Here is a 24,536-nt window from a genome sequence, read left to right on the forward strand (position 1 = left end):
AATTAAGGAAAAAACATCATGTCTGACAACATTAAGCCCGTAGAATTATCTGCTGAAGAATTGGACAACGTTGCTGGTGGCGCTTTTAGCTTTGTCAATGCTGACAACTTCAATGCATTAGATCAGCAAGCTGGTGAAACCGTTGTTGGCCCTAATGGCGGTATTACATCTTCTACCGTTCAACAAACTGCTATATCTCATCAAAGTTTGCACGAAATCAAAGCAACTGGTTTCTTGACTCCCACTCTTGCAAGTTAGTAACCAGAACTTAAATATTGCATTCTGCTTGATACAGCACACATCACAAATTGAAGAGAAAACATTATGTCTGACGACATTAAAGCCGTAGAGCTATCTGCTGAAGAATTAGATAACGTTGCTGGTGGTGCTTTTAGCTTTGTTGATGCTCACAACTTCAACTATTCAGATAAGCAAACTAGTGCAGTAATTATCGGTGCTGATGGCGGTATTGCATCTTTCAACAGTCAGGAGACTACTATATCTCAACAAGATTTACGCGAAATCAAATTCACTGGAGAAGAATTTCCTAGCGGGATTCCTAGTAATTTGTTTCTAGGCTCATAATTAACACCACAAGGAGAATAACAATGATTGTAGAAAATGTGCAGCCTAATGAAATGCTGGAACTATCCAATCAAGAACTTGATTATATTGCAGGTGGCGCTACTAGCGATGTATTTGGAAAAAATGCAAATGCCGAAGATTATCAGCTTGGTTTTGTGGAAATTCCTAAAGAAGGCGGTATTACAAGCGTTACCTTCCAAGTGAGTGTTTTTTCTGACCAGGATCTTAAAGAGTTTAAGGAAGCGGGTATTCCTAGCCCTGAAGCTTAATCTGAATTTCTCAGTTTGACGGATTTCAGGAGCAGGAGGGGTTGTTAACCGAGTTGCTACTAGGCTCATGGTTAACTCCCTCCGCCTTATTTAACTTTAACACGTGACGTAAAGGAGTTTCTATGTCAGATGACGAAATTACTCCGAAAGATGAAGCGATTGAACTATCGGATGAAGAGTTAGATGATGTAGCGGGTGGTTTCAATTTGCAGTTTACGGCTGCACGATTTCACAAATCGACAAGGGGATTTACCCAAGAAACATCACGAAGGCGAGGGTGTCACTCAACACGGTCGTCTTTTCATGCAGAGACAACAGACTCTTCTCTGTTCCAACTCACCATCACCGACGCGACAACGGAGGATCTAAAAGTTCTTGGCGAGTTGTTTGGAGATATATCTGCAATCGAAGGTTCTACGTAAACGGGTTTATCAAATCAATCAATTGCAGTTGGACAAGTCTTGCTCAACTGCTTTCTGAAATTGTTTTGATGTGATTAATCACTTCACTTTCATAAAATTAGACAAATTTATTCATAGATGAAATGACAAGGAAAAAGAATGGCAATGGAAAACAAAAAGCAAAATGAATCACAAGAGCTATCGGCTCAAGAACTCGCAAATCTTTCAGGTGGTATTGCCGTAGGTGAGCATTATCCAGGTGAGTATCCTACCGACAATCTATATAGCAATGTATCTGAAGCGATCGCAAAAAAGCTTGAAGATGTAAAGCTTCCTGATTTCAATCACAAAACACCAGACATCGATCCGTGCTTCTAGTTGCTATGCATCTGGTTGATCCGTGATGAGGAGATTGTTCGGTAATTATACTAATTCTACAAAATAAGACAATAAATGCAATTATCTGCAAACCAGATTTAATCTGAATTTCTCAATGATGAATTGGTATTATTTCCCGCTCCCCATTTCTCTCCCGTTAGCAGAACACAAGGAAGTTAAATTATGACAGAAGTTCTACTTAAAGAACTGACAAATAGCGATATTGACTGGATCTTGGCAACGGGTCAAAGAGAAGAAATTACTGCTGGTACGATCCTCATCCGCCAAGGAACACCTGTTAATGCCCTCTACATTCTGCTTGATGGCGCATTAAGCGTTACTGTTGCTCAATCTGACGATAATCCCATTGGTCGGGCGTTTGCGGCTCTTGAAGGTGGTGAACTATCAGGACGAGAGGTTGCACGGCTGGCTAATGGTGAAGTTGTAGGGGAAATGCCCTTTTTAGCCTCGTACCAGTCTTCAACTACAGTCAAAGCCGCGAGAAAGTCACTGGTGTTGATGATTCCTCAGCAGCAGTTGATTCAAAAATTGCAAGAAGATGTCACCTTTGCTGCCCATTTTTATCGAGCGATCGCAGTTTTACTTGCTCACCGAGTAGAGCAGATGATCGGCCAAATTGGCCAAAGTACAGTCGTGCTTTTTCAGCCACAAATTCGAGAAATTCTATTTACATTTGCAGAATTAAATGATAGCGATATTGGTTGGATGATTGTTGCAGGCAATGCGATGAGACTTCCTGCGGGAACAGTGTTGTTTCAGGCCGGAAGACCCGTTGACGCTCTCTATATTTTGTTAGATGGCAAGATGGTGGCTTCTATTGCTGAAGATACAAGCAATCCTCTCACCCGCGCCTTTTCAACTTTAGAACAAACAGATCGTATCGAACGAGAGTTTGCAAGATTATCGCGGGGTGACATAGTTGGCGAAACGCCCTTTGTCGAAGCCAGTCCACCCGCGATGACCATTCGGGCGGTTGAGGATGCGATCGTCTTATCGATTCCCCGATGGCGACTTTCTGCCAAATTACTCCACGATGTAGGGTTTGCTGCCCGATTTTATCGAGTATTAGCGATTTTGTTAGCAGATAAACAGCAAGGAATTATCAATAGTCTGGGTTACGGCAGAATCAACTATAGCTCAGGCAAATCTTTAGATGAACGGTTGACTTATGAAGATGAATTGAGTTCTAGCTTTTTGGCTCAAGTGACATTAGCGGGGACTCGATTTGATTGGATGTTGAAGCAGATTCGCGGTAATTGAATTGGGGATTGGGGATTGGGGACTGGGGATTGGGGATTAGGGATTGGGTATTAGAAAAAATTTACTCTTTATCTCTATTTCTAATCTCTATCTCTGTTGTCTTTAGCTCTTAATTTAAAGTATTCAATTCCCAGTCCCCAGTCCCCAATCCCTAATATACAAATTGAATGGAGTCATTATGGTGACGACCAATAAAAGCAATCTATTTCGCAAAGAAGCACTCGATCGCTTATCCTCCCCAGAGCGGCTCGATCAACTCATGCAGGTGGTTCAACCAAAGAAGTGGATTCCATTGGTTGCGATGGGATCTCTAATTGCCGTTGGACTTACTTGGAGTGTTTTTGGTCGCATTCCCATTACCGTAGCCGGACAAGGCGTAGTGGTTTTTCCTAGCAAAGTCGTTGGATTCCAATCTCCTAGTTCTGGGCAGATTCTTATGCTCTTTGTTCGCACAGGCGATGAGGTGAAGAAAGGACAGGTACTAGCGACAATCGACCAAACTGAACTTCAAGATAAGTTGAAACTTGCACGAGTCAAGCTTGCTCAACTTCAAGAACAAGACCAAAATGCCAATTCTTTGCAACTTCAGCGAACGGTTTTAGATAAGGGTGCGATCGCACAACAACGTCAGGCGCTCCTGCAAACTCTCAAAACAACCCAATCGCTAACGCCAATTCTCAGAAGTAAAGGTCTGGAGTCAATTCAGCAAGAGCGTCAGAACTTACAAGAACAGTTGCAGACAACGCGAGATTTAATACCCACGTTCAAAGAACGATTTGAAATTCGCCAAAAGTTACGCCAAGAAGGAGCCGTTTCGAGTGATACCGTTCTTCAGGCGCAACAGGAATTTCTCAATAGCAAAACTAGAATCAATGAAATCAAATCGCAACTCAAACAACTTAATGTTAAAGAAGCTGATGCAGAACGAGAATTCTTAGCAAATATAAATTCAACTAAAGAACTACAAGCTCAGTTAGCAGTACTAGATAGTAAATTTGCTGGGCAAGCAGAACAAGATTTAACTATTTCTACTAATCGGAAAAAAGAGATTCAAGACACGCAGCGAGCGATCGCAGAATTAAGATTAGAAATCAAAGCAAATAGCCAAGTTATCAGCAGTTTCAATGGACGGATTTTAGAACTTTCTGCCGTTCCTGGACAAACCCTGGAAAAAGGCTCTCGCATTGGCACAATCGAAGCTAGAGATTCTGGGAATAAGCTAGTTGGAGTGGCATTCTTCCCGGTCAGCGAAGGCAAAAAGATTCAAAAGGGGATGGAGTTGCAAGTCACTCCTTCTACCGTTAAACGAGAACGCTTTGGTGGCATTATCGGGAAAGTCACAAGTATCTCTGCCTTTCCGGTTAGTAAGGACAGCGCATCGAGCGTGGTTGGCGGTCTGGAAGTTTTGCAAGGGTTAACCACAGAAGGAGCACAAATTCAAGTTTTCGCGGAACTTCAGCCAGATCCTTCGACTAAAACCCGTTTTCAGTGGTCGTCGTCTAAAGGGCCAGATAGCCAAATCACATCTGGAACCACTGCTTCAGTGCGCGTGAAGATAGATGAACAATCCCCGATTTCTTTTGTATTTCCGATTCTGCGATCGTGGAGTGGAATGTATTGATTATGCGGCAAATTCAATCACAAATTGGGCGTAGATTTAAAAAAATTCAACGCCTCATCAGCCGTCCCGATCGCCGTCGGCGGACTCCCACTCTTTTACAAATGGAGGCTGTGGAATGCGGTGCAGCCGCACTGGGGATTATTTTAGGATACTACGATCGCATTGTCCCCCTGGCAGAACTCCGTCAAGCTTGCGGTGTTTCACGGGATGGCAGTAAAGCATCTAATATTCTCAATGCCGCCCGCAGCTATGGATTGCAGGCGAAAGGCTTTAAGGTCGATTTGGCTGGGTTACGCAAACTACAATGCCCTTATATTGTCTTTTGGAATTTCAACCATTTCCTGATAGTTGAAGGATTTGCCAAAGACAAAGTTTATCTCAACGATCCTGCCACCGGACCGCGGACAGTTTCGTTCCCAGAATTCGATCAGTCTTTTACTGGGGTAGTCTTAATTGGCGAACCGAGTGCAGAATTCCAGCCAGGAGGACGGAAACCCAGCCTGACATTATCCTTATGGGATCGATTGCAGAGTTCTCTGGGAGCATTGGTTTATTGTGTGATCGCCGGTTTGTTGTTAGTGATTCCCGGATTAGCCATCCCTGCATTCTCCCAAGCCTTTGTTGATAATGTCTTAATTGAAGGCAGAAGTGATTGGTTGCGGCCGTTAATTTTAGGGATGATTTTCACAGCTATATTGAATGGTTTTTTAACATTGCTTCAGTTGCAATTTCTGCGACGGATGAAAATTAAGCTAGCTGTGGGGATGTCTAGCCGATTCTTGTGGCATATTTTGCGCTTACCAGTTAGTTTTTACGATCAGCGATTTGCCGGAGAAATTAGCAGCCGTGTTCGCCTGAATGATAGCTTGGCAAATCTGCTTTCAGGAAGATTAGCAACTACAGTTATTTCAGCCTTCACCGTTGTCTTTTATGCTTTAGTGATGCTGCAATATGATGTTGTTCTGACTGCGATCGGCATTGCTTTTGTCATCGTCAATGTTAGCGTCTGGCGATGGGTTTCCCGGCAGCGTGTCGATGCCAACTTGCGATTAATGCAAGAACAAGGCAAAGTGAGCGGGGTAGCGATTTCTGGACTGCAAAGTATGGAAACGCTCAAAGCATCCGGGCTAGAGTCAGAATTCTTTTCGCGATGGGCAGGTTATTACGCTAAAGCCATTAATGCTCGGCAAGAAATGGATACAACTAATCAAAATTTGGGTGTGTTGCCATCATTTCTCTCCTCGATTACATCTATGCTTTTGCTGGCGGTGGGAGGGCTACGGGTAATGGATGGGGTACTCAGTATTGGGATGCTCATTGCCTTTCAAGCTTTGATGCAAAGATTTCTAGAACCTGTAAATAATCTGGTAAGTTTAGCGGGTGAACTCCAGGAAATGGAAGGCAATTTAGGTCGATTGGATGATGTGTTACGCAATGCGATCGACCCAGCTGTAGAGCAAAACATAAGTGCATCAACAACTCAACTACCTGCCGCAAACGTTCGACTCCAAGGTTATGTTGAACTCCGTAACATCACCTTTGGCTACAACCGCTCTGCACCTCCCTTGATTGAAAATCTCAGTCTTTCACTTAAACCCGGTCAACGAGTCGCTTTAGTGGGTGGCAGTGGTTCGGGTAAGTCAACCGTTGCCAAGCTGGTGTGTGGATTATACGAACAGTGGGCGGGTGAGATTTTATTTGATGGTCAACCGAGAAAACATATTCCGCGATCGATTCTCACTAATTCAATTGCCCTGGTTGAGCAAGATATCTCGCTATTTGCAGGTAGTGTGCGCGACAATCTCACCCTTTGGGATTCTACTGTTCCTTTTAGTAACTTGGTTCGCGCTTGTAAAGATGCCGCCATTCAGGATGTAGTGCTTTCCATGCCTGGAGGCTACAACGCTGACCTCGCAGAAGGAGCATCTAATTTGAGCGGTGGACAGCGACAGCGATTAGAAATTGCCCGCACTTTAGTAAATAATCCGGCAATTTTGGTGATGGATGAAGCGACCAGTGCGCTTGATGCTGAGGCAGAAAAAACGATCGATCAGAAACTCCGGGAGCGTGGCTGCACTTGTGTAATTGTGGCACATCGGTTAAGCACAATTCGAGATTGTGACGAAATTATTGTCTTCGATCGCGGCAAGGTGGTGCAACGCGGTAGCCACGAAGAATTACAGCAAGTTGAAGGTAAATATTTACAATTAATCCGCAGTGAAGGAGAAGCACTCCAAGAGAAGTGAAATATACCTATAAAATCTCTTTTTTCTCTCTGCGTCTTCTGCGGTTAAAAAATCTTTTATTTAACCACAGAGGCGCAGAGAACACATTAAGAGGTTAGCAAAATTTTTATTCACAATTACTTTATTTATCGAACCGTCAAGATTTTGAATTAATTTTATGGAGCAGGAATAGATATGTTAGATCAAATTCGGATTGCCACCTTGTCGGGAGAGTATTATCAGTTTAAGGGCAATGAACCAATTATTCTTAACGATCCAGAGACGATTTGGGTGGTGAAATCGGGTTCATTGGCGGTGTTTGCGGTTCCGATGAAAGGGGGAATTGCTGAAGGAAGTCGCCGCTATTTATTTACTACCCGATCGAGACAGGCAATGTTTGGTATCGTCAGCGATTCTCTGCCGATGCCGTATCAACTTCTGGCGGTGTCGATTGAAGAAACGGAACTTCTAAAAGTCTCAATCAAAGATTTTCAGAAATTTCTCGCTGCTGGCAATGACGAAGCCCTAACTTTAATTGAGGGATGGATTGAGCAACTAGGATTGGTTTTGTCTTCTGTTACTCCACATGCACTACCGTTTCAAGAAGAAGGGATGCGCTATTTCTCACTTAGCAATGGTCAGATTTTTCAACCACAACGGGAGCTTGTATCCTGGGTGCAAATTCAGCGTGGGTACGCGATTTGGATGGGGTTTGAGGAACTGTTAGTCACACCTCAATCAGGATTGTTGCCGTTGAGCGCCGATATGTGGTTTCAAGCTGAAGATACAGTCGAGTTGGAAACCTTGAATACGGCTGAGATTGAGGATGCTAATATTCTGTTTCGGGGACTTTTTCAACTGCAAGTCTATTTTCTACAAAGCCTTTTTCTTCTGGAACAGCAGGAAAAAGCGGTAGAATTAAACCGATTTAAGGAACGACAACACCTCAACGATCGCGTGATGAAGGAGACGCTGGGCGAGTTGTCCTCGTTGCTGCAATCTCCGCAAATTGGCGTTTCTGCTCAAGTTGAAGCTAATGATTTTGACCAAGCTTTGCTGATTGCTGCGGGTGCTGTTGGGCGAACTTTGGGGGTGACGATTCTACCACCAGCCAAGTCTGAAGACCTGAAACGAGTTCAAGATCCGCTACAAGCGATCGCTCGTGCTTCTCGTTTACGAACCCGAACAATTGTTTTGCAGGGTCAATGGTGGAAGAAGGATTGCGGTGCTATGCTGGCTTACACGATGGAAGATAACCATCCGGTGGCACTATTGCCTGTATCTGATACACACTATGAGATTTTTGATCCAATTGCGCGATCGCGCACTCCGGTTAATGCTAAAAGTGCGATTAAACTGGCGCTCACTGGGTATACGTTCTATCGGCCATTACCTGATAAAGTCCTCACCACCCTTGATTTACTGAAATTTGCTCTCCAAGGACATTACAAAGAATTGCTGATTGTCTTGGCTGCGGGGATGGCGACAAGTTTATTAGGAATGATTGTCCCGCAAGCTATGGCGATCTTGATTGATAGTGCGATTCCTGATGCCAATCGCGGTTTATTAGTGCAAATTGCCTTAGCGCTGCTAGCAACTGCATTTGGTAGCACCTTGTTTCAACTTGCCCAAGGCTTTGCCATCATGCGGGTGGAAACTTTTGCTGATGCTTCTACCCAAGCAGCAGTCTGGGATCGATTATTGAATCTGAAAGCATCATTCTTCCGTCAGTACTCAACTGGAGACTTGAATTCACGGGTAAGCGCCATTAGCCAAATCCGCCAAAAGCTTAGTAGCACGGTTCTCAGAAGTATTTTCACTAGTTTGTTTGCATTTCTAAATTTAGGACTGCTTTTTTACTACAACGGTTCGCTAGCGTTAATTGCCACTCTGGTTGCTTTTGTCAACATTACTATTACTCTAGTTTCGGGAATCTACACTCTGCGGAAGGTTCGTCCCTTACTAGAGTTACAAGGACAACTCTCAGGGGTGATGGTGCAGTTAATCAACGGCGTTAGCAAATTACGAGTCGCCGGCGCAGAAGCCCGCGCCTTTGCTTTTTGGGGAAAACAGTATAGTCAGCAAATTAAATGGATGCTGAGTACCCAAGGTATTGAAGATGCTCTAGCCGTAATTAATAAAATCTTGCCTGTATTGACTACAGCAATTCTCTTCTGGTTTGCCAGCAGTTTACTTCAGCAAACTAATTCCCAAGAAGGGAGTTTATCTACAGGTGTATTTTTAGCATTTAATGCGGCATTTGGCACATTTATCGGTGGAGCAACTAGTCTCAGCAGCACAATTATAGATGTTTTGCAAGTGGTTCCTTTGTGGGAACGAGCGCAGCCAATTCTGGAATCCAAACCGGAAGTTGACTCTGAAAAAAGCGATCCAGGTCGGCTTTCTGGGCGAGTGGTTGTGGATCGTGTGATTTTCCGGTATCGAGATGACGGGCCATTAACATTGGATGATGTTAGCATCCATGCTCAACCTGGCGAGTTTATCGCTTTTGTTGGAGCTTCGGGAAGTGGAAAGTCAACGCTGTTCCGATTATTATTGGGGTTTGATGTCCCGGAATCTGGCACAATTTACTACGACGGACAAGATTTAGCGGGGCTAGATATTCATGCAGTGCGTCGTCAACTAGGCGTTGTGATGCAAAATAGCCGCTTGACATCTGCCTCCATATTTGAAAATATCGCCAGTGGCGCAACGATATCGATGGATGAAGCGTGGGAAGCTGCGCGGATGGCTGGCTTTGCTGAGGATGTTGAATCGATGCCAATGGGAATGCATACGGTAATTAGTGAAGGGGGAACTAATATATCTGGAGGACAACGGCAGCGATTATTGATTGCCCGATCGCTAGTATTAAAACCTAAAATCTTGTTATTTGATGAAGCTACCAGTGCCTTAGATAATCGCACCCAAGCGATCGTCAGTCAAAGCTTAGAGCGTTTGAAGGTGACACGCATTGCGATCGCTCACCGTTTGAGTACCATTCGCAACGCCAATCGCATCTATGTATTCGAGAATGGTCGCGTAGTCCAAGAAGGCAGTTTTAATCAACTCGCCAATCAACCAGGATTGTTTGCCCAACTGATGGCGCGACAAAAGCTTTAAAATAATTCGTAATTCGTAATGGGCTAGGCTAACCTAATTCGTAATTCACTTATTTAGCTAATGAATGTGGTGAAGACATGAGACTTTAGTGTTGAAAGAGAAATCATGATGTTACATACTTTTTCTAAAATTATTCAGATTAATTGCAGCCTAGTGTTTTCACTGCTGATGTTGAATGGCTGGGGTGTTTCGAGCAAAACTGCGATCGCCGGAACTATGGAGCCTCTCCAACCCATAGCAGATGTGGCTGCAATCCCTGATAGTATAAAAGTTCCAAATGGTGAGCAACTTCTTTTGAAAGCATCTGCCAAGGGTTCACAAATCTATATCTGCAAACCGAAATCAGAATCCCCTGAGCAGTATGAGTGGACGTTTAAGGCTCCTGATGCCGTGTTAATGAATGAGCAAGGGCAAGATTTGGGCAAGCATTATGCAGGCCCAACCTGGGAAGCCAAAGACGGTAGCAAAGTTGTGGGGAAGTTGAAATTTAAGGCAAATGCACCACAAGAAGATGCTATTCCCTGGCTATTATTAGAGGCACAATCTCATCAGGGAAATGGTATCTTCCACCAAGTCAATTGGATTCAACGAATTAATACAGTTGGTGGAAAAGCTCCTGTTAAAGGGTGCGACAAATCATCTCAAAACCAAGAAATCCCCGTGAATTATACGGCTGATTACCTATTTTATAATTTTAAACAATAAATATTAATAAACAAGGGGCATAAGCCCGAATGACACTAAGTTAAGCTGAAGAGTATGCAGCGTAAGGATTGCAGAGGGGAATTTCTAAATATCCAAACGCAATACCTAAAACTTCTTCTTCCTCCCCTGCTCCCCTGCTCCCCTGCTCCCCCGCTCCCCTGCTCCTCCGCACCCAAGAGCCTCAACGATTTTCCCTTTACAAGCGTGCCATTCGGGCATAAGCCCCTTGTTGAGATGTTTTTATAATAATTGTTCATCGCTCTCCGGTTTATTCTGGTAGCTTCCCGGCTAGTTTCTTTTCTTGATTAAGAGCAGAATTTGCATAGATTGCAAGTTGCGATCGATTTTTGAGATTGAGGCGGCTTAAAATACTCGTCACATGAGTTTTTACCGTTCCTTCTGTAATATAAAGTTGTTGGGCAATTTCGCGGTTCGTTGCGCCAACACCGATCAAACATAAAACCTCTTGTTCTCGGGCGGTAATTTCTGATGGCTTTGATGAGGCGGAATTTTGGCTTGTTGAAGCTGCTTGTGTAACTAAAAGTTTATCAAATAACCCCGGCCCAAATTGAGTATAGCCAGAATGACCAAAGCGAATTGCATCTGCTAGCTCACTTGAAGGCATATCTTTAAGCAAATATCCTTTTGCACCTGCACGCATTGCCCCTGTTAGATAAGAATCATCATCAAATGTACTCAAGACGAGAACTTTAATATTAGGAAAGTTTTGCATAATCAGTTTTGTTGCAGTTCGCCCATCCATTTCGGGCATCCGAATATCCATTAGCACCACATCGGGCTGGAGTTCTGCAACAAGCTCTAGAGCAACTTTACCATTCTCAGCATCACCGACTACCTCCAAGTCAGGTTCCTGTTCTAGCATTGCTTTCAGTCCCTGACGAATGAGACTCTGATCGTCAACGATTAACAGGCGAATAGGAGAGGATTTATCATTTTTCATGGTAATTATCTCTTTCTGGTTTTGATGAACGATCGCATAGATATCTTCAAAAATGAATGAAGCATTACCTGAAACCCTTGCAGAAACGTTACAACATGTAACGTCTCTAGATTCCTTCCCCAATGCTTAATCTCTGGGAAAGTTAGCAACAATTCGACAACCTCCGCCAGGTTTACTGACAACTTCTAGTTGGGCGTTTACTGTAACCGTTCGTTCTCGCATTCCCTGGAGTCCATATCCTGCTACAGATCGATCGCATTTAAAACCTTTGCCGTTATCTTGGAGTATCAATGATAGTCCCGCCGCCGTTGTTTGAATTTTGATTTGCACAGCTGTAGCATTGGCGTGTTTATAAATATTGGTTAGCCCTTCCTGGATAATGCGGTATACAACATGATTTACTGAATCGGATAGCGGTTGTGATAAATCAATTTTGCAGTATGGTAAGACATCAGTGAGGTGATAGAATTCCTCTGCAAGGTTAGCGATCGCATTTTCGAGCAATTGTCCGTGGAGTGGATCGGAGCGAATTGCCGAAACTGATTCTCGCACCTCTTGCAGGGCTTCGGAACCCAATTTTTTCGCTTCTAATAAAAACGATCGCGCTCGATTGGAATCGGTTTCCCAAAGGGTTAATGCTGTTTCCATTTGCACATTTAGCGCTACGAGGGAATGTCCTAGAGAATCGTGGATGTCACGCGCAATCCGATTGCGTTCTTCTAGCGCCACCATTTCCTCAATGCGTTGATTCAGCGCCCTCTGATGATTGAGCGATCGCCTCAGTTCTGCTTCTGTCTCCTGCAAGCGCCGATTTTGCTCTTGGAGTTGCAGTTGTAAGCGGCAAAGTTTCAGTTGATGCTCCATTCGTGCAACTACCTCTTCAATCTGAAAAGGTTTGTTAATAAAATCAACGCCTCCAACCGAAAAGGCTTTCACTTTATCAAATACCTCATTTAAAGCACTAATAAAAATGACTGGAATCTCTTGTGTTAGAGGATTCGATTTGAGGTGCTGACATACCTCATAGCCGTTCATTCCGGGCATAGTAATATCCAGCAAAATCAAATCTGGAGGTTGAGCTTGTATGCCAATCAACGCCATAGAACCATTGGTAACACTCCTAACTTCGTATCCTTGCTCGGTAAGCATTGCTGATAGGAGGCGAAGATTATCTAGGGTGTCATCAACGATGAGAATATCTCCCTTGGCTGATTGGCTTAATTCCATACTTCTCAAAGGGCTAAGAGAGTTGTTGATTATCAAGTTACTGATAATGTATTGTACAGAAATTGTGGATTATAAGTGATGCTAAATTCCATCTGTGTAACAAATCTATTGATGATATTTGTTATTTCAAAAGCGCTGCTATATTTACATTTATTTATATAGTTATCTTGATATCCGTCTATCTACTTAAGTTATTTTTGTTGGCAGTAATTAAAAATAAATTGAGTACATAAAAATTTTTTACTTTAATTGTTTAAATGATTCTTTCACAATTAAAAATCAAGTTACAACCTTATTTTTATATGCTTTTTAGCTTGATTGTCCAAAATTAGCTCAGTACAACCCAGCTACGCCTAGTGTCTGCTAAAGCAAAAAGACTTAGGACATTCTGAAGTTGTTAAGAGAGTGATAAATTCCAACTCTCACATAATTAAGTTGTGTATTATTTGTCAATATTACCCAAGAGGGTAATATCATCTGAGACAGTTAATCTTCTATAATTATGCAAATAAAATTCACAAAAATTAAGAAGCTTCTGTGTAAATATTCGTACCCCAACATTGCTATTTAATTTCAGGAGTTTGGATATGCATCCTCTCACCCTTCAAGTTTCAAAGCTAACTAAAAATGTGCAGTTGCGTCACATTCTTGTAGTGCCGTTTATCCTGCAAATTTCTTTAGCTGTAGGGCTAACCGGGTGGCTATCCATACAGAATGGGCAACGGGCAGTCAATGAAGTTGCAATTCAACTCCGAAATGAAATCACGGCTCGAATCCAGCAGTACTTACAAATATATGTTGAAACGCCTCATAAAATCAATCAACTAAATGCTAATGCCATTCAACTGGGTGAAGTTAATATCCAAAAATTATCAACATTAGAACAACATCTTTGGTATCAACTGAAGACCTTTGACACGGTGACAGCAGTTTACGTTGGGTCAAAATATGGAGAACACGTTGCGGTTGAAAGAGCAGATGATGGACAGTTTCAGGTGAAACTTTCAGGCAAGTCCACTGGGAATGAAATTCGGATTTATGCCGCAGATCGACCGGGACATTACACTAACCTTTTAAGATCCAAGCCTAATTACGATCCGCGAACTCGTCCCTGGTATGAATCGGCAGTTAAGTCTAAGAAGGCTAATTGGGGTGGAATTTATAGACTATTTGCCACGCCAAAATATGTACTAAATGCCAGTTTACCCATTTACGATCGAGGCGACAATCTGCTAGGCGTTACTGCTGTCGATTTTTCACTGACTGGGATTAGTCAATATCTGCGGAGTCTAAAAATCGGGCGCACGGGCGAAACTTTCATCCTAGAACGCCGTACAGGATTGCTGGTTGGCAGTTCCGCCACTCAACAACCCTACGTAATTGAAAATCCCACAGCCCCAATCACAGCGCAGAATCCGGTTCGAGTTCAGGCGATCGCAAGTAACGATCCTTTGACGCGACACACTGCTGAATATTTGCACCAACACTTTAAAGACTTAACCCAGATTATCGAAAAACAACAACTAGATTTTGACATTGAGGGTAAACGGCAATTTTTACAGATTGTCCCAATGAAGAATCAGCAGGGATTGGACTGGCTAATCGTTGTGGTTGTTCCAGAAACTGATTTCATGGATCAAATCAATGCCAATACTCGTTCTACAATTTTGCTTTGCCTGGTAGCCTTTGCATTCGCAACCGGATTGGGTATTTTTACCGCTCACTGGATTACACAGCCAATTCTCCAACTAGGAAGTACAGCCAAAGCGATCGCCTCAGGAAACTTAGACCAGAAGGTTTCTGTGAACAGTACAACCGAGTTAAACTCTTTGGCAGAGTCTTTTAACCTTATGGCCCATCAGTTGCGTGAGTCCTTTCTAGCTTTAGCCCGAACCAACGAGGAATTAGAAAGCCGAGTCACGCAACGCACCACAGAACTTGGAGAGAAAAATACCCAACTTCAACGGGAAATTCGCGTTAGCGAAGCTGCCCAAAGGGGTCGCCAAAAAGTAGAAGCAGCACTAAAAACATCCGAAGCAGAACTCCGGTTAATGTTCGCCGCCATGACTGATATGGTAGTAGTTTTTGATGCAGAGGGTCGTTATCAAAAGTATGTACAAACTAAGTATGTGCTAACCCAATCCTTCGCTTACAAACCTGATATGGATCGCATTGGCAAAAAAGTTGATGAAGTTTTACCAAAAGAAATCGCCAATTTAATAATCGATGCCATTCAGCAAGCGTTGCATCTGAGAGAAGAACCCAGAAACCCTGATGGCAGCCGCAAAAATGTTTTTGTTGAATACCACTTATCCAACAAGAATCGAGAAACTTGGTTTTTAGCTAGTGTTTCGCCATTGTCTGACAATACAGTACTTTGGGTTGCTCGTGATATCACCAAGCTGAAAAAAACCGAAGCCGCGCTCAAACAAGCCAAAGAAACCGCAGATGCTGCCAACCTTGCCAAAAGCCAGTTTCTCTCCAACATGAGCCACGAACTGCGGACTCCTCTTAATATCATCCTTGGCTTTACCCAACTGCTGCTGCGAAATCGATCGCTCGACTCACAGCAACAAGAATATCTTGACACGATCAACCGCAGTGGCGAAGACCTACTGACCTTAATCAATGATGTGTTGGAAATGTCCAAAATTGAAGCAGGTCGAGTTATTCTCAGCGAAACAAATTTTGACCTCTACGGGCTTTTGGATCGACTGCAACAGATGTTTGCATTGAAAGCGGGATCGAGAGGGTTACAACTCATTTTGGAGCGATCGCCAGCGATTCCCCAATACATCTGCGCTGACGAAAGTAAATTACGCCAAGTTTTGGTTAATCTATTAGGAAACGCCATAAAGTTTACCAAGATTGGTCAAGTAACTTTGCGGGTAGAAACTCTGAACCAAAACATCACACCGAATGAACCCATCACCCTGAACTTCAGCGTCGAAGATACGGGTTGCGGCATTGCGAACTCTGACTTTAATCGTCTATTTGAGCCATTTGTCCAAACAGAGGCGGGACAAAAAGCTCAGGAAGGGACTGGACTAGGATTACCCATCAGCCAGCGATTTGTCCGGCTGATGGGCGGAGATATCAGAGTGAATAGCACGCTAGGAAAAGGTTCAATTTTTCTCTTTGAGATCCGAACTCGTGCAGTAATTATGGATACCTTGCCAACACCTGCACCAAATCGGCAAGTTATCGGTTTAGAAAAGGGGCAACCCAGCTATCGCATTCTGATTGTTGAGGATAAACTAGAAAATCGCCAGCTATTGGTTGAGTTATTAACCCCCATTGGCTTTGAGGTGCATGAGGCAGTAAATGGTCAAGCTGCGATCGACCTTTGGCAAACCTGCTCGCCTAACCTCATCTGGATGGATTTGCGGATGCCAATTATGAACGGATTTGAGGCAACCAAACATATCAAAGCAGCAGGCGCTCAAGCACCAGTGATTATCGCCTTGACCGGAAGTGCGTTTGAAGAAGACCGCTTAACAGCCATGTCTGTAGGCTTTGATGACTTTGTGCGAAAGCCATTTCGGACTACTGTAATTTTTGAAAAGATGGCTGAATATTTGGGTGTTCGTTATGTTTATGCTGATGAACTAGAAAATCAGGAAAAAGCATCTTGGACTTCTAAGACTTCATCCTTCACACCTAATTTATTAACAGTTGCAGATTTAAGCGTCATGCCCAGCGACTGGATCGAGCAACTGCATCAGGCAGCGCTTAGAATAAATGCTAAGGAAGTTCTGATGCTGATTAAGCAAATTCCTGAGCAGCACGATCGCCTGATCGAGGCACTAACCAATCTCGTAGACTGCTTCTGCTTTGAAGAAATTATTGCATTAAGGACTACCAAAAAAAGTAAACGATCCAAAAAAGTAGATGTGCAATGACCAATGACCAAATTGGGAATTGAGGATATCCTGATGCTGGAAAAACTTCGAGTATTTTTTTAATGAGAGCAAGCAGAACACGGAGACAAAAAAGTGCAAATCATTAAGCGCAACGTTGAGTTAAGAGTAGATGGCAGCTTAATGCGTGTTTACGTTGCGGCTCCCAAAGCAGCAGGAAAATATCCTGGTATTGTCTTCTACAGTGATATTTATCAGTTAGGTGATGCTATAACTCGTCTAGCTAACTATTTAGCAGGATATGGCTATGTAGTAGCAGCCCCAGAAATTTTTCACCGAATTGAGCCAGTTGGTTTAGTAATTGAGCCAGACGATCTGGGACGGATGCGGGGAAATGACGATGCTCGTCGAACCTCCATAGCGGATTATGATGCCGATTGCCTTGCTGTGACTGAATTTCTGAAAGGAGAAAGTGCGGTTTCTCCAAATCAAATAGGCACTCTCGGCTTTTGTATTGGTGGACATTTAGCTTTCCGCGCCGCATTTCAAAGCGAAATTCGGGCTTGTGTCTGCTGTTACCCGACTGGTATTCCCAGTGGCAAACTGGGTAAAGAGGTAGCGGATACAATCCAGAGGGTAAATGAAATTCAAGGCGAGATGCTAATGGTGTTTGGTACTCTCGATCCTCATATTCCAGAGAGCGATCGCCAAACTATAATTAAAGCAGTCGAAGGTGCTAACATACCTCACCAAGTTTTTCTGTATGAAGCAGAACATACCTTCATGCGCGACGACGGTTATCGTTATGATTCTAGTGCTAGCACCTCTGCTTGGTCTGAAATAATAACTTTCTTAGGGCGCATATTTACAACCTGAAAACGTTATTCTCGTAAAGAAAAGGGTTTAAGACCCCTACCTCTACAGGTCGCCCCAGTTTCAGTCGGGGTTTAAATCCCCGCCTGAAATTGTTTTGAATTTTGAATTTTGAATTTTGAATTGTTAATGCTTTATCAATTTTGAATTGTCTGCAACGCCAACAAAGCAGCACCATAAGCAGGCTCATATCTCGGAAAAATCACCTTTACTTCAGGAAACTTCTTACAAATAGACGCTGTAAATCTATCATGGATCTTGCATCTACCGCGCCACACACTTCCTATTGTGACTACTTCTAAAGCTGAGTCAGAACTAAAAATTGCATCAATTACTGTAGATGTCGCTTTTACTAACTCTTTGACAGCATCATCAATTATATTATTCGCTACTTCATCACCTGATGCTGCTGCCAAATCTACAATTGGTGCTAAAGCTGCAATCTGTTTAACTCCCCATTCTCGGCGATATACTACTTCTATTAAATCTTCTATACTTTCCAAATCAAGATGCTGTTGGAAAGCCTCTATCAAACTCGTTAATATTTCCCGTCCATCATAAGATTTTAATGCTGCATTCATCCCTGCGATCGCAATTTTATAGGCACTCCCTTCATCTCCTAAAATATAACCCCAGCCGCCGACTCGCTTAGTATATCCCTGATGATTTTGCCCGAAAACTATCGAACCAGTGCCGACTGCAACCACAATTCCTACAGGCTGACCAATTCCACCAACTAAAGCGATTAAAGCATCGTTACAAATTACAATATTCGCTGGTTGCAATGCCCAGACAATAGGCAATTTGCTATTCTGTAATTCTTTAACTAAATCTTTTACTAATTCAATATCTGCTGCACGCCCTACACCCGCTAAACCTAAACATATCGCGTCAATTTTATCAGTATTTGTAATTATTGCTGCCTCAAAAGCATTTTGAATTGCTGACTGAATAGATTGGAAAGTTGCTTCTCTTCCTATACTCTGATAATTAGATGGCCCAGCTTCACCACGACCTAACACTTGACGCAAATCATCCATCAAAATACAAACAGTCTTGCTACCGCCGCCATCTATTCCTAAAACATAACTCATGATCTGTAATAATATTAATTATTTTGACGCTTCGGTTCTTCTTTTAAAGGTATAAAAAAGATAGCAATCATCCCAGGAATGGTAAGCAAGCAGACCAAGACAAAAAATAATGGATAACCAAGTGCTTTTTGCAGATAGCCGCTAATTAAACCTGGTAACATCATTCCTAAAGCCATAATGCCAGTTGATATGGCAAAATGAGAAGTTTTGTATTCGCCTTGGCAAATATACATTAAATAAACACTAAAAGCGGTAAATCCAAAACCATACCCAAATTGCTCTAAGGAAACTAAGGGATATATTAATGTTAGCGAAGGTTTCGTGTAAGCCATATATACGTAAAATATATCCGGTAAATTTAATGCCAAAGCCATAGGAAATAGACACTTTTTTAATCCATATTTAGAGATTAGTAAGCCTCCTAAAATTCCTCCTAAAATTAGAGATATTACCCCAAAAGTCCCGTAGACTAACCCAACATCTGACGTTGATAGCCCTAAGCCTCCTACTTCTGGTTTATCCAATAAGAATAAAGAGGCTATCTTGACAAGCATTGCTTCACCAAGTCTGTAGAGCAAAATAAAGGCTAAAATACTGATAATTTTATCCTGAGCAAAATATGAGCTAATGATTGACCAAAATGGCATATCTTCTCTAACTTGTACTTGCCTTTGGTTATCTGATTCAGGTAATGGTAAAATTAGGCGATGGGAAATAAACAGGATTGCTAGAATTAAAGCTGAGAAGCCAATAGCAATAGTCCAGCTTAAAGGAATGTTGTTGAGAGAGACTTCAAGCTGTCCTGCTAAGACTACTAATATCCCAGAGCCAAAGATTACGGCAAGTCTATAACAAAGTGAACGAATGCCTACAAAAAACGCTTGTTGTTCTGGAGATAAAGCGAGGAGGTAGAAGCCATCTGTGGCAATGTCATAAGTTGCAGAAATAAATGCTCCTATTGTTAATGTTGCAAGGGAGATGAAAAAGAAATTTGGTAGTTGTAAAGAGAAGGCTATTAAACCTAAGCAGCAGAACATGGCAAATTGAGTATAAAGTATCCATTTGCGTTTGGTAGAGTAAGTATCTACAATTGGGGCCCAAAACATTTTGATGACCCAAGGTAGATAAAGGAAGCTTGTCCAAAGGGCAATTTGGGCGTTATCGATTCCGAGTTTTTTGTAAAAGATTACGGAAACTGTGTTGATGATGATGTAAGGGATACCGGAGGTGAAATATAGGGTGGGGATGAATTTCCAGGGGGAGGTTGTTTGGTGTTTCATAGGTTGGGGGAACGAACCGCGAAGGCGCAGAGGGCGCAGAGAGGGATTTAAGAGAAGATGATGCGTTTGATGCCGTCTTTGAGGAGGGGGACGTTAAAGTTGATAAGGAGGGCTAGGGGGTAATTAGTCATTTTAAGGTAGGAGAGGACTTGAGCTTCATGGATTGGGGCTAAATTTTGGATAGCTTTTAATTCCACAATTAGACAATTAGCAACCAAAAAGTCTAGTCTCCCCTTACCAACTTCATGTCCTTTGTAATTTACTGTTACCGACTTCTCAACCAGATGAGGTATCCCGCACCTGAAAAATTCTATAATTAACGCCTCCTTATACACCTCCTCCAAAAACCCTGGTCCCAACACCCGATGCACCTCAATCGCCGCCCCAATCACCTCACCCGTAAGCCGTTTCATTTCCTCTCCTAACTCTCTTCCCTCCGCGTTCTCTGCGCCTCTGCGGTTCGTTTCCATAATCCCTCCCCAACCCTATGGCAAAATTTATAAAAGTCCTTCCTTAGTTTTCCCGCATGACCGCAACCATTCCCAATCTCCCCAGTCTCTACGACCCCTTTTCCACCGAAGCCAAGTGGCAAAAATTCTGGGAAGACAACCAAATTTACAAAGCTGACCCCACCAAAGGCGGCGAACCCTACTGCATCGTCATCCCGCCGCCCAACGTCACCGGCAGCTTACACATGGGTCACGCCTTTGAAAGTGCATTGATTGATACCCTCGTGCGCTACCACCGGATGCAGGGACGCAATACCCTGTGGCTACCCGGAACTGACCACGCCAGCATTGCTGTGCATAGTATGCTGGAAAAGCAACTCAAAACAGAGGGTAAGACTCGCTACGAGTTGGGGCGCGAGAAGTTTTTAGAACGCGCTTGGCAATGGAAAGCGGAGTCTGAGGGAACGATTCTGAATCAGCTACGACGCTTGGGTGTCTCTGTGGACTGGTCACGGGAAAGGTTTACTCTGGATGAAGGTTTATCCAAAGCTGTTGTCGAGGCGTTTACTCGCCTCTACGAGGAAGGCTTAATTTATCGTGGTGAATATTTAGTTAACTGGTGTCCAGCTTCCCAGTCGGCTGTGTCTGATGTGGAAGTGGAAAATCAAGAAGTTAATGGAAATCTCTGGCACTTCCGCTATCCTCTCACCGATGGTTCTGGTTTTGTAGAGGTGGCGACAACTCGACCAGAAACGATGCTAGGCGATACGGCTGTAGCTGTTAATCCCAATGACGATCGCTACAAACATCTTATCGGCAAAACTCTAACTCTGCCCATTCTACAACGAGAAATTCCGATCGTTGGCGATGAATTTGTTGACCCCACTTTCGGCACAGGTTGCGTAAAGGTAACTCCCGCCCATGACCCGAACGATTTTGACATGGGTAAGCGTCACAATCTGCCGTTGATTAATATTATGAATAAAGACGGCACTCTCAACGCCAATGCTGTTGAGTTTCAAGGACAAGACCGCTTTGTTGCTAGAAAAAATGTGGTTTCTCGCCTAGAAACAGATGGCTTTTTGGTGAAGATTGAAGATTATAAGCATACCGTTCCCTACAGCGATCGCGGAAAAGTACCTATTGAACCCCTCCTCTCAACTCAGTGGTTCGTCAAAATTCGTCCCCTAGCTGACAATACTCTCGAATTCCTCGACCAGCAAACTTCCCCAGAGTTTGTCCCCCAACGCTGGACAAAGGTCTATCGTGATTGGCTAGTAAAACTCACTGATTGGTGTATCTCTCGTCAATTATGGTGGGGACACCGAATTCCTGCTTGGTACGCTGTCAGTGAAACGGGTGGGCAAATTACCGATAATACGCCGTTTTTGGTAGCGAAATCGGAAACTGAAGCTTGGGAGAAAGCTAAAGCACAGTTTGGTGAAAATGTCCAGCTTGAACAAGACCCTGATGTACTAGATACTTGGTTTTCTTCTGGACTATGGCCGTTTTCGACTTTGGGCTGGCCAGAACAAACTCAAGATTTAGCAGCTTACTACCCAACTACCACTTTGGTGACAGGCTTTGACATCATCTTTTTCTGGGTAGCCAGAATGACCATGATGGCTAGTCATTTCACCGGGCAAATGCCTTTTAAAACAGTTTACATCCACGGCTTGGTGCTGGATGAAAAAGGTCAGAAGATGGGAAAGAGCAAAGGTAATGGCATTGACCCGTTGTTATTAATTGACAAATATGGTACTGATGCCCTGCGCTATACCCTAATTAGAGAAGTGGCTGGCGCTGGACAAAATATCCGGTTGGAGTACGATCGCAAAAAGGATGAATCAGCATCTGTAGAAGCATCCCGCAACTTTACCAACAAGTTGTGGAATGCTGCCCGATTTGTAATGATGAATTTGGATGGACAAACACCGCAACAATTGGGGAACCCAGTTGCTACCGAATTGAGCGATCGCTGGATTATCTCGCGGTATCATCAAGTTGTCAAACAAACCACTAATTACATCGATAATTACGGTTTAGGGGAAGCAGCCAAAGGACTCTATGAGTTTATTTGGGGTGATTTCTGCGATCAATATATTGAATTGGTAAAATCCAGATTGCAAGCAGATGCCGAGGGAGCATCGCGGCAGGTAGCACAGCAAACCCTTGGCTACGTTCTGGAGGGGATTATGAAACTGCTTCATCCTTTCATGCCTCATATTACCGAAGAAATTTGGCAAACTCTCACCCAACAATCAGCAGATTCCCCGCAAACTTTGTCATTGCAAATCTATCCACAGGTGGATGCAAATTTAATTGATTCCGAATTAGAAGAACAGTTTGATTTGCTAATTGCTACTATCCGCACAATTCGGAATTTGCGGGCTGAAGCGGATATTAAACCAGGGCTGAAAGTAATCGCGAATTTGCAAACTGAAAGCCAGAAGGAGCGGGAAATTCTCACTGCTGGACAGTCTTATATTAAAGATTTGGCGAAAGTTGAGACTTTAACCATTACTGACAAAGAAACAAGCCAAACTGTTGCTGTTAAAAAACCTCAGAGGGGTTTAAAGACAATTGGCTTAATTATCGTGGCCATCATCTTTGGTAGATTAGGTTTGGCTGCGGGAAATGCCATTAATGATATTCCCATCGTTGGAACTTTCTTTGAAATGGTTGGTTTTGGTTACACAGCTTGGTTTGTCAGCCAAAATTTCCTAACTGCTCAATCGAGACTTAAGTTATGGAGCCAGTTTTTCCCGCAGAGAGAATTAGAACAACCACAAGAACCAGAAAATACCATCGCAGGTGTAATTGGTACAATACAAGTGCTAATTCCTCTGAGCGGTGTGGTAGATATTGAAGCTGTGCGTGCCAAGCTAGAGAAAAGCTTGAGTAAAGCTGAAGCAGAAGTTCAGTCCCTCAGTACCAGATTAAACAATCCTAGTTTCGTAGACAGAGCTAGAGCCGATGTGGTACAAGGGGCGCGGGATACTTTAATAGAAGCACAGAAACAAGTGGAAATTTTGCGCGATCGCCTAAAGGCATTGTCGTAGGTATCGCCTGCATGGCTTAGGATAACTGTAATGGGTAATGGGAGTGTCAATAATTTCCAATTACCCATTAGCTATTACCCATTACCAAAATCAAAATATCAATTCTGGTAGTTAATTATTTTATTAAATTTTTTTTGAATTTTGAGAGAAGTCGGAGCGCCGACTTCTGGCGATCTCAACTTCGGTGATTTTGAATTGGAGCGAAGCGACTTTCATGCTATATCTAGCCCAGGTGCGTAAAAACGATTTTTTAGACCAGCACCAGTTACGCTTATTGGCGCGTCAAGAAGCTGATAACTTGTGGGCGATAATTCCAGAAGAGGCTTTCATTCTGCTAGGAAAGGGAAAGATCGTCAGTGAGAACTTACTTGTTTTAGTAGAACTTTCCCCTACAGGCGACATTGAAAAAATAGAAGACGCTACCAACTGGGTACTCCATCTGGTACAAAACTATCTCACCATTGGTATTACCCCAGAATTTTTGCAGCACGAAGCCGAACGAGCAGAACATTGGCGACAATCCTTGACGTTGCAAAACCAAGACTTAGCGCGGCGTTCCTTAGAATTAGAAGCCCGTCGCGAACAAATTCAAGCCTTAGAAGAAAGCCTCAAACGCGAGAAAAACGGTTATCCCCAAGAGGAAAGTTAAAAGCAATGCTTTTGAGAGTCGCATAGCGCCTGGTGACAGCTTGGCCGACTTTCCCCAAAATCAGGCTTTCAGATCAAATCCGTTTGTATCGAAATTATTCCTTTTTCCTCTGCCTCTGCGCCGCGCCAGTTGCTTCAACGGGGAGAACCCCCCAACGGGAAAACCAGTCGCCTAGGTTGGGAAACCTGCCTACAGCGCTGGATTCACCGCAACGCACTGGCTTCTCAGCGTCTCTGCGGTTTTTTAATCATTTAAAAGATATTAAACTTCTAGCTTATGCTCCCAGACTCGGACAAATTATCCTCCGAGTGACATTGAGTAAAAATTTAGAAATTCTTTCTCCAAAGACAGTTTAAGAATTTTATTCACGGGTATTGGCTTTAAGTCAATGTCAACTATAAAAATTTTATGGCGTAGGTGAATAAAGCACAACCTCATACAGAATTGGTATAAGTATGCTGTATTCTTAACTTCACCGATAAATTTATTTTTG

Annotated in this window: 19 protein-coding genes and 1 pseudogene; 15 read left to right on the plus strand and 5 right to left on the minus strand. The window is 43.1% G+C overall.

Features of this window, described 5'->3' with window-relative positions:
* Positions 1 to 18: 18 nt before the first annotated feature.
* From V7K42_RS02685 to V7K42_RS02730, 10 genes are all read left to right on the plus strand, one after another.
* Positions 19 to 258 carry a CTB family bacteriocin gene (locus V7K42_RS02685; RefSeq protein ID WP_334913289.1) on the plus strand — a complete coding sequence of 80 codons (240 nt, stop codon included), beginning with the start codon at positions 19 to 21 and terminating at the stop codon, positions 256 to 258.
* Positions 259 to 324: 66 nt separating this feature from the next.
* Positions 325 to 585, plus strand: coding sequence for a CTB family bacteriocin (locus V7K42_RS02690; protein WP_334913290.1), 261 nt, complete (start codon positions 325 to 327; stop codon positions 583 to 585).
* 23 nt (positions 586 to 608) lie between these two features.
* Positions 609 to 854, plus strand: coding sequence for a hypothetical protein (locus V7K42_RS02695; RefSeq protein WP_334913292.1), 246 nt, complete (start codon positions 609 to 611; stop codon positions 852 to 854).
* Between the two features lie 122 nt (positions 855 to 976).
* A complete protein-coding gene (locus V7K42_RS02700; RefSeq protein WP_334913294.1) occupies positions 977 to 1,276 on the plus strand; it encodes a CTB family bacteriocin in 300 nt (99 codons plus the stop codon).
* A 144-nt stretch (positions 1,277 to 1,420) separates the two neighbouring features.
* Complete coding sequence (locus tag V7K42_RS02705; protein WP_334913296.1) at positions 1,421 to 1,633, plus strand: hypothetical protein; 213 nt, start codon at positions 1,421 to 1,423, stop codon at positions 1,631 to 1,633.
* Between the two features lie 183 nt (positions 1,634 to 1,816).
* Entirely contained in the window at positions 1,817 to 2,914 is a 1,098-nt protein-coding gene (locus V7K42_RS02710) for a cyclic nucleotide-binding domain-containing protein (protein WP_094342164.1), read from the plus strand.
* Between the two features lie 178 nt (positions 2,915 to 3,092).
* Positions 3,093 to 4,535 (plus strand): NHLP bacteriocin system secretion protein, encoded by a 1,443-nt coding sequence (locus V7K42_RS02715; RefSeq protein WP_334913298.1) that lies wholly within the window; start codon positions 3,093 to 3,095, stop codon positions 4,533 to 4,535.
* A gap of 2 nt (positions 4,536 to 4,537) precedes the next feature.
* Complete coding sequence (locus V7K42_RS02720) at positions 4,538 to 6,781, plus strand: NHLP family bacteriocin export ABC transporter peptidase/permease/ATPase subunit (RefSeq protein ID WP_334913300.1); 2,244 nt, start codon at positions 4,538 to 4,540, stop codon at positions 6,779 to 6,781.
* Between the two features lie 174 nt (positions 6,782 to 6,955).
* Positions 6,956 to 9,883, plus strand: coding sequence for an NHLP bacteriocin export ABC transporter permease/ATPase subunit (locus tag V7K42_RS02725; RefSeq protein ID WP_334913302.1), 2,928 nt, complete (start codon positions 6,956 to 6,958; stop codon positions 9,881 to 9,883).
* A 105-nt stretch (positions 9,884 to 9,988) separates the two neighbouring features.
* The gene (locus V7K42_RS02730; protein WP_334913304.1) at positions 9,989 to 10,588 is read left to right on the plus strand and encodes a DUF3455 domain-containing protein; all 600 of its coding nucleotides are present in this window, start codon (positions 9,989 to 9,991) and stop codon (positions 10,586 to 10,588) included.
* 268 nt (positions 10,589 to 10,856) lie between these two features.
* On the opposite strand, the gene V7K42_RS02735 is transcribed toward V7K42_RS02730, so the two are convergent.
* Both V7K42_RS02735 and V7K42_RS02740 read right to left on the minus strand, forming a co-directional pair.
* The gene (locus tag V7K42_RS02735) at positions 10,857 to 11,549 is read right to left on the minus strand and encodes a response regulator transcription factor (RefSeq protein ID WP_334913306.1); all 693 of its coding nucleotides are present in this window, start codon (positions 11,547 to 11,549) and stop codon (positions 10,857 to 10,859) included.
* A gap of 126 nt (positions 11,550 to 11,675) precedes the next feature.
* A complete protein-coding gene (locus V7K42_RS02740) occupies positions 11,676 to 12,776 on the minus strand; it encodes an ATP-binding response regulator (RefSeq protein ID WP_334913308.1) in 1,101 nt (366 codons plus the stop codon).
* 587 nt (positions 12,777 to 13,363) lie between these two features.
* On the opposite strand from V7K42_RS02740, the gene V7K42_RS02745 reads away from it, so the two are divergent.
* Together V7K42_RS02745 and V7K42_RS02750 are read left to right on the plus strand one after the other, a co-directional pair.
* Positions 13,364 to 16,678, plus strand: coding sequence for an ATP-binding protein (locus tag V7K42_RS02745; RefSeq protein WP_334913310.1), 3,315 nt, complete (start codon positions 13,364 to 13,366; stop codon positions 16,676 to 16,678).
* Between the two features lie 90 nt (positions 16,679 to 16,768).
* Positions 16,769 to 17,512, plus strand: a pseudogene (locus V7K42_RS02750) (dienelactone hydrolase family protein); the annotation flags it as partial.
* Positions 17,513 to 17,646: 134 nt separating this feature from the next.
* Here the strand turns inward: V7K42_RS02750 and V7K42_RS02755 are convergent.
* The 3 genes from V7K42_RS02755 to V7K42_RS02765 are packed head-to-tail and all read right to left on the minus strand — an operon-like array spanning position 17,647 to position 20,353.
* Positions 17,647 to 18,603 carry an N-acetylglucosamine kinase gene (locus tag V7K42_RS02755; RefSeq protein ID WP_334913314.1) on the minus strand — a complete coding sequence of 319 codons (957 nt, stop codon included), beginning with the start codon at positions 18,601 to 18,603 and terminating at the stop codon, positions 17,647 to 17,649.
* A gap of 14 nt (positions 18,604 to 18,617) precedes the next feature.
* A complete protein-coding gene (locus V7K42_RS02760; protein ID WP_334913316.1) occupies positions 18,618 to 19,883 on the minus strand; it encodes an MFS transporter in 1,266 nt (421 codons plus the stop codon).
* Positions 19,884 to 19,930: 47 nt separating this feature from the next.
* Positions 19,931 to 20,353 carry a GxxExxY protein gene (locus V7K42_RS02765; protein WP_334913318.1) on the minus strand — a complete coding sequence of 141 codons (423 nt, stop codon included), beginning with the start codon at positions 20,351 to 20,353 and terminating at the stop codon, positions 19,931 to 19,933.
* 56 nt (positions 20,354 to 20,409) lie between these two features.
* Between V7K42_RS02765 and V7K42_RS02770 the strand changes: the two genes are divergently transcribed.
* The 3 genes from V7K42_RS02770 (at position 20,410) to V7K42_RS02780 (ending at position 24,399) form a co-directional block, all read left to right on the plus strand.
* A complete protein-coding gene (locus V7K42_RS02770) occupies positions 20,410 to 23,394 on the plus strand; it encodes a valine--tRNA ligase (RefSeq protein WP_334913320.1) in 2,985 nt (994 codons plus the stop codon).
* 214 nt (positions 23,395 to 23,608) lie between these two features.
* Entirely contained in the window at positions 23,609 to 24,043 is a 435-nt protein-coding gene (locus V7K42_RS02775; RefSeq protein WP_094343743.1) for a hypothetical protein, read from the plus strand.
* Between the two features lie 32 nt (positions 24,044 to 24,075).
* Positions 24,076 to 24,399, plus strand: coding sequence for a hypothetical protein (locus V7K42_RS02780; RefSeq protein ID WP_334913323.1), 324 nt, complete (start codon positions 24,076 to 24,078; stop codon positions 24,397 to 24,399).
* Positions 24,400 to 24,536 lie beyond the last annotated feature (137 nt).

Source organism: Nostoc sp. (genome assembly GCF_036917455.1).
In the GTDB taxonomy this organism is placed as follows: Bacteria; Cyanobacteriota; Cyanobacteriia; order Cyanobacteriales; family Nostocaceae; genus Nostoc.

Excerpts from the sequence above, each read along its gene's own strand:
- V7K42_RS02705 (WP_334913296.1), top strand. The coding sequence starts at position 1,421 with ATGGAAAACAAAAAGCAAAATGAATCACAAGAGCTATCGGCTCAAGAA.
- V7K42_RS02715 (WP_334913298.1), top strand. The coding sequence starts at position 3,093 with ATGGTGACGACCAATAAAAGCAATCTATTTCGCAAAGAAGCACTCGAT.
- V7K42_RS02730 (WP_334913304.1), top strand. The coding sequence starts at position 9,989 with ATGATGTTACATACTTTTTCTAAAATTATTCAGATTAATTGCAGCCTA.
- V7K42_RS02695 (WP_334913292.1), top strand. The coding sequence starts at position 609 with ATGATTGTAGAAAATGTGCAGCCTAATGAAATGCTGGAACTATCCAAT.
- V7K42_RS02700 (WP_334913294.1), top strand. The coding sequence starts at position 977 with ATGTCAGATGACGAAATTACTCCGAAAGATGAAGCGATTGAACTATCG.
- V7K42_RS02765 (WP_334913318.1), bottom strand. The coding sequence starts at position 20,353 with ATGGAAACGAACCGCAGAGGCGCAGAGAACGCGGAGGGAAGAGAGTTA.
- V7K42_RS02685 (WP_334913289.1), top strand. The coding sequence starts at position 19 with ATGTCTGACAACATTAAGCCCGTAGAATTATCTGCTGAAGAATTGGAC.
- V7K42_RS02760 (WP_334913316.1), bottom strand. The coding sequence starts at position 19,883 with ATGAAACACCAAACAACCTCCCCCTGGAAATTCATCCCCACCCTATAT.
- V7K42_RS02755 (WP_334913314.1), bottom strand. The coding sequence starts at position 18,603 with ATGAGTTATGTTTTAGGAATAGATGGCGGCGGTAGCAAGACTGTTTGT.
- V7K42_RS02725 (WP_334913302.1), top strand. The coding sequence starts at position 6,956 with ATGTTAGATCAAATTCGGATTGCCACCTTGTCGGGAGAGTATTATCAG.
- V7K42_RS02775 (WP_094343743.1), top strand. The coding sequence starts at position 23,609 with ATGCTATATCTAGCCCAGGTGCGTAAAAACGATTTTTTAGACCAGCAC.
- V7K42_RS02690 (WP_334913290.1), top strand. The coding sequence starts at position 325 with ATGTCTGACGACATTAAAGCCGTAGAGCTATCTGCTGAAGAATTAGAT.
- V7K42_RS02740 (WP_334913308.1), bottom strand. The coding sequence starts at position 12,776 with ATGGAATTAAGCCAATCAGCCAAGGGAGATATTCTCATCGTTGATGAC.
- V7K42_RS02735 (WP_334913306.1), bottom strand. The coding sequence starts at position 11,549 with ATGAAAAATGATAAATCCTCTCCTATTCGCCTGTTAATCGTTGACGAT.
- V7K42_RS02745 (WP_334913310.1), top strand. The coding sequence starts at position 13,364 with ATGCATCCTCTCACCCTTCAAGTTTCAAAGCTAACTAAAAATGTGCAG.
- V7K42_RS02770 (WP_334913320.1), top strand. The coding sequence starts at position 20,410 with ATGACCGCAACCATTCCCAATCTCCCCAGTCTCTACGACCCCTTTTCC.
- V7K42_RS02710 (WP_094342164.1), top strand. The coding sequence starts at position 1,817 with ATGACAGAAGTTCTACTTAAAGAACTGACAAATAGCGATATTGACTGG.
- V7K42_RS02720 (WP_334913300.1), top strand. The coding sequence starts at position 4,538 with ATGCGGCAAATTCAATCACAAATTGGGCGTAGATTTAAAAAAATTCAA.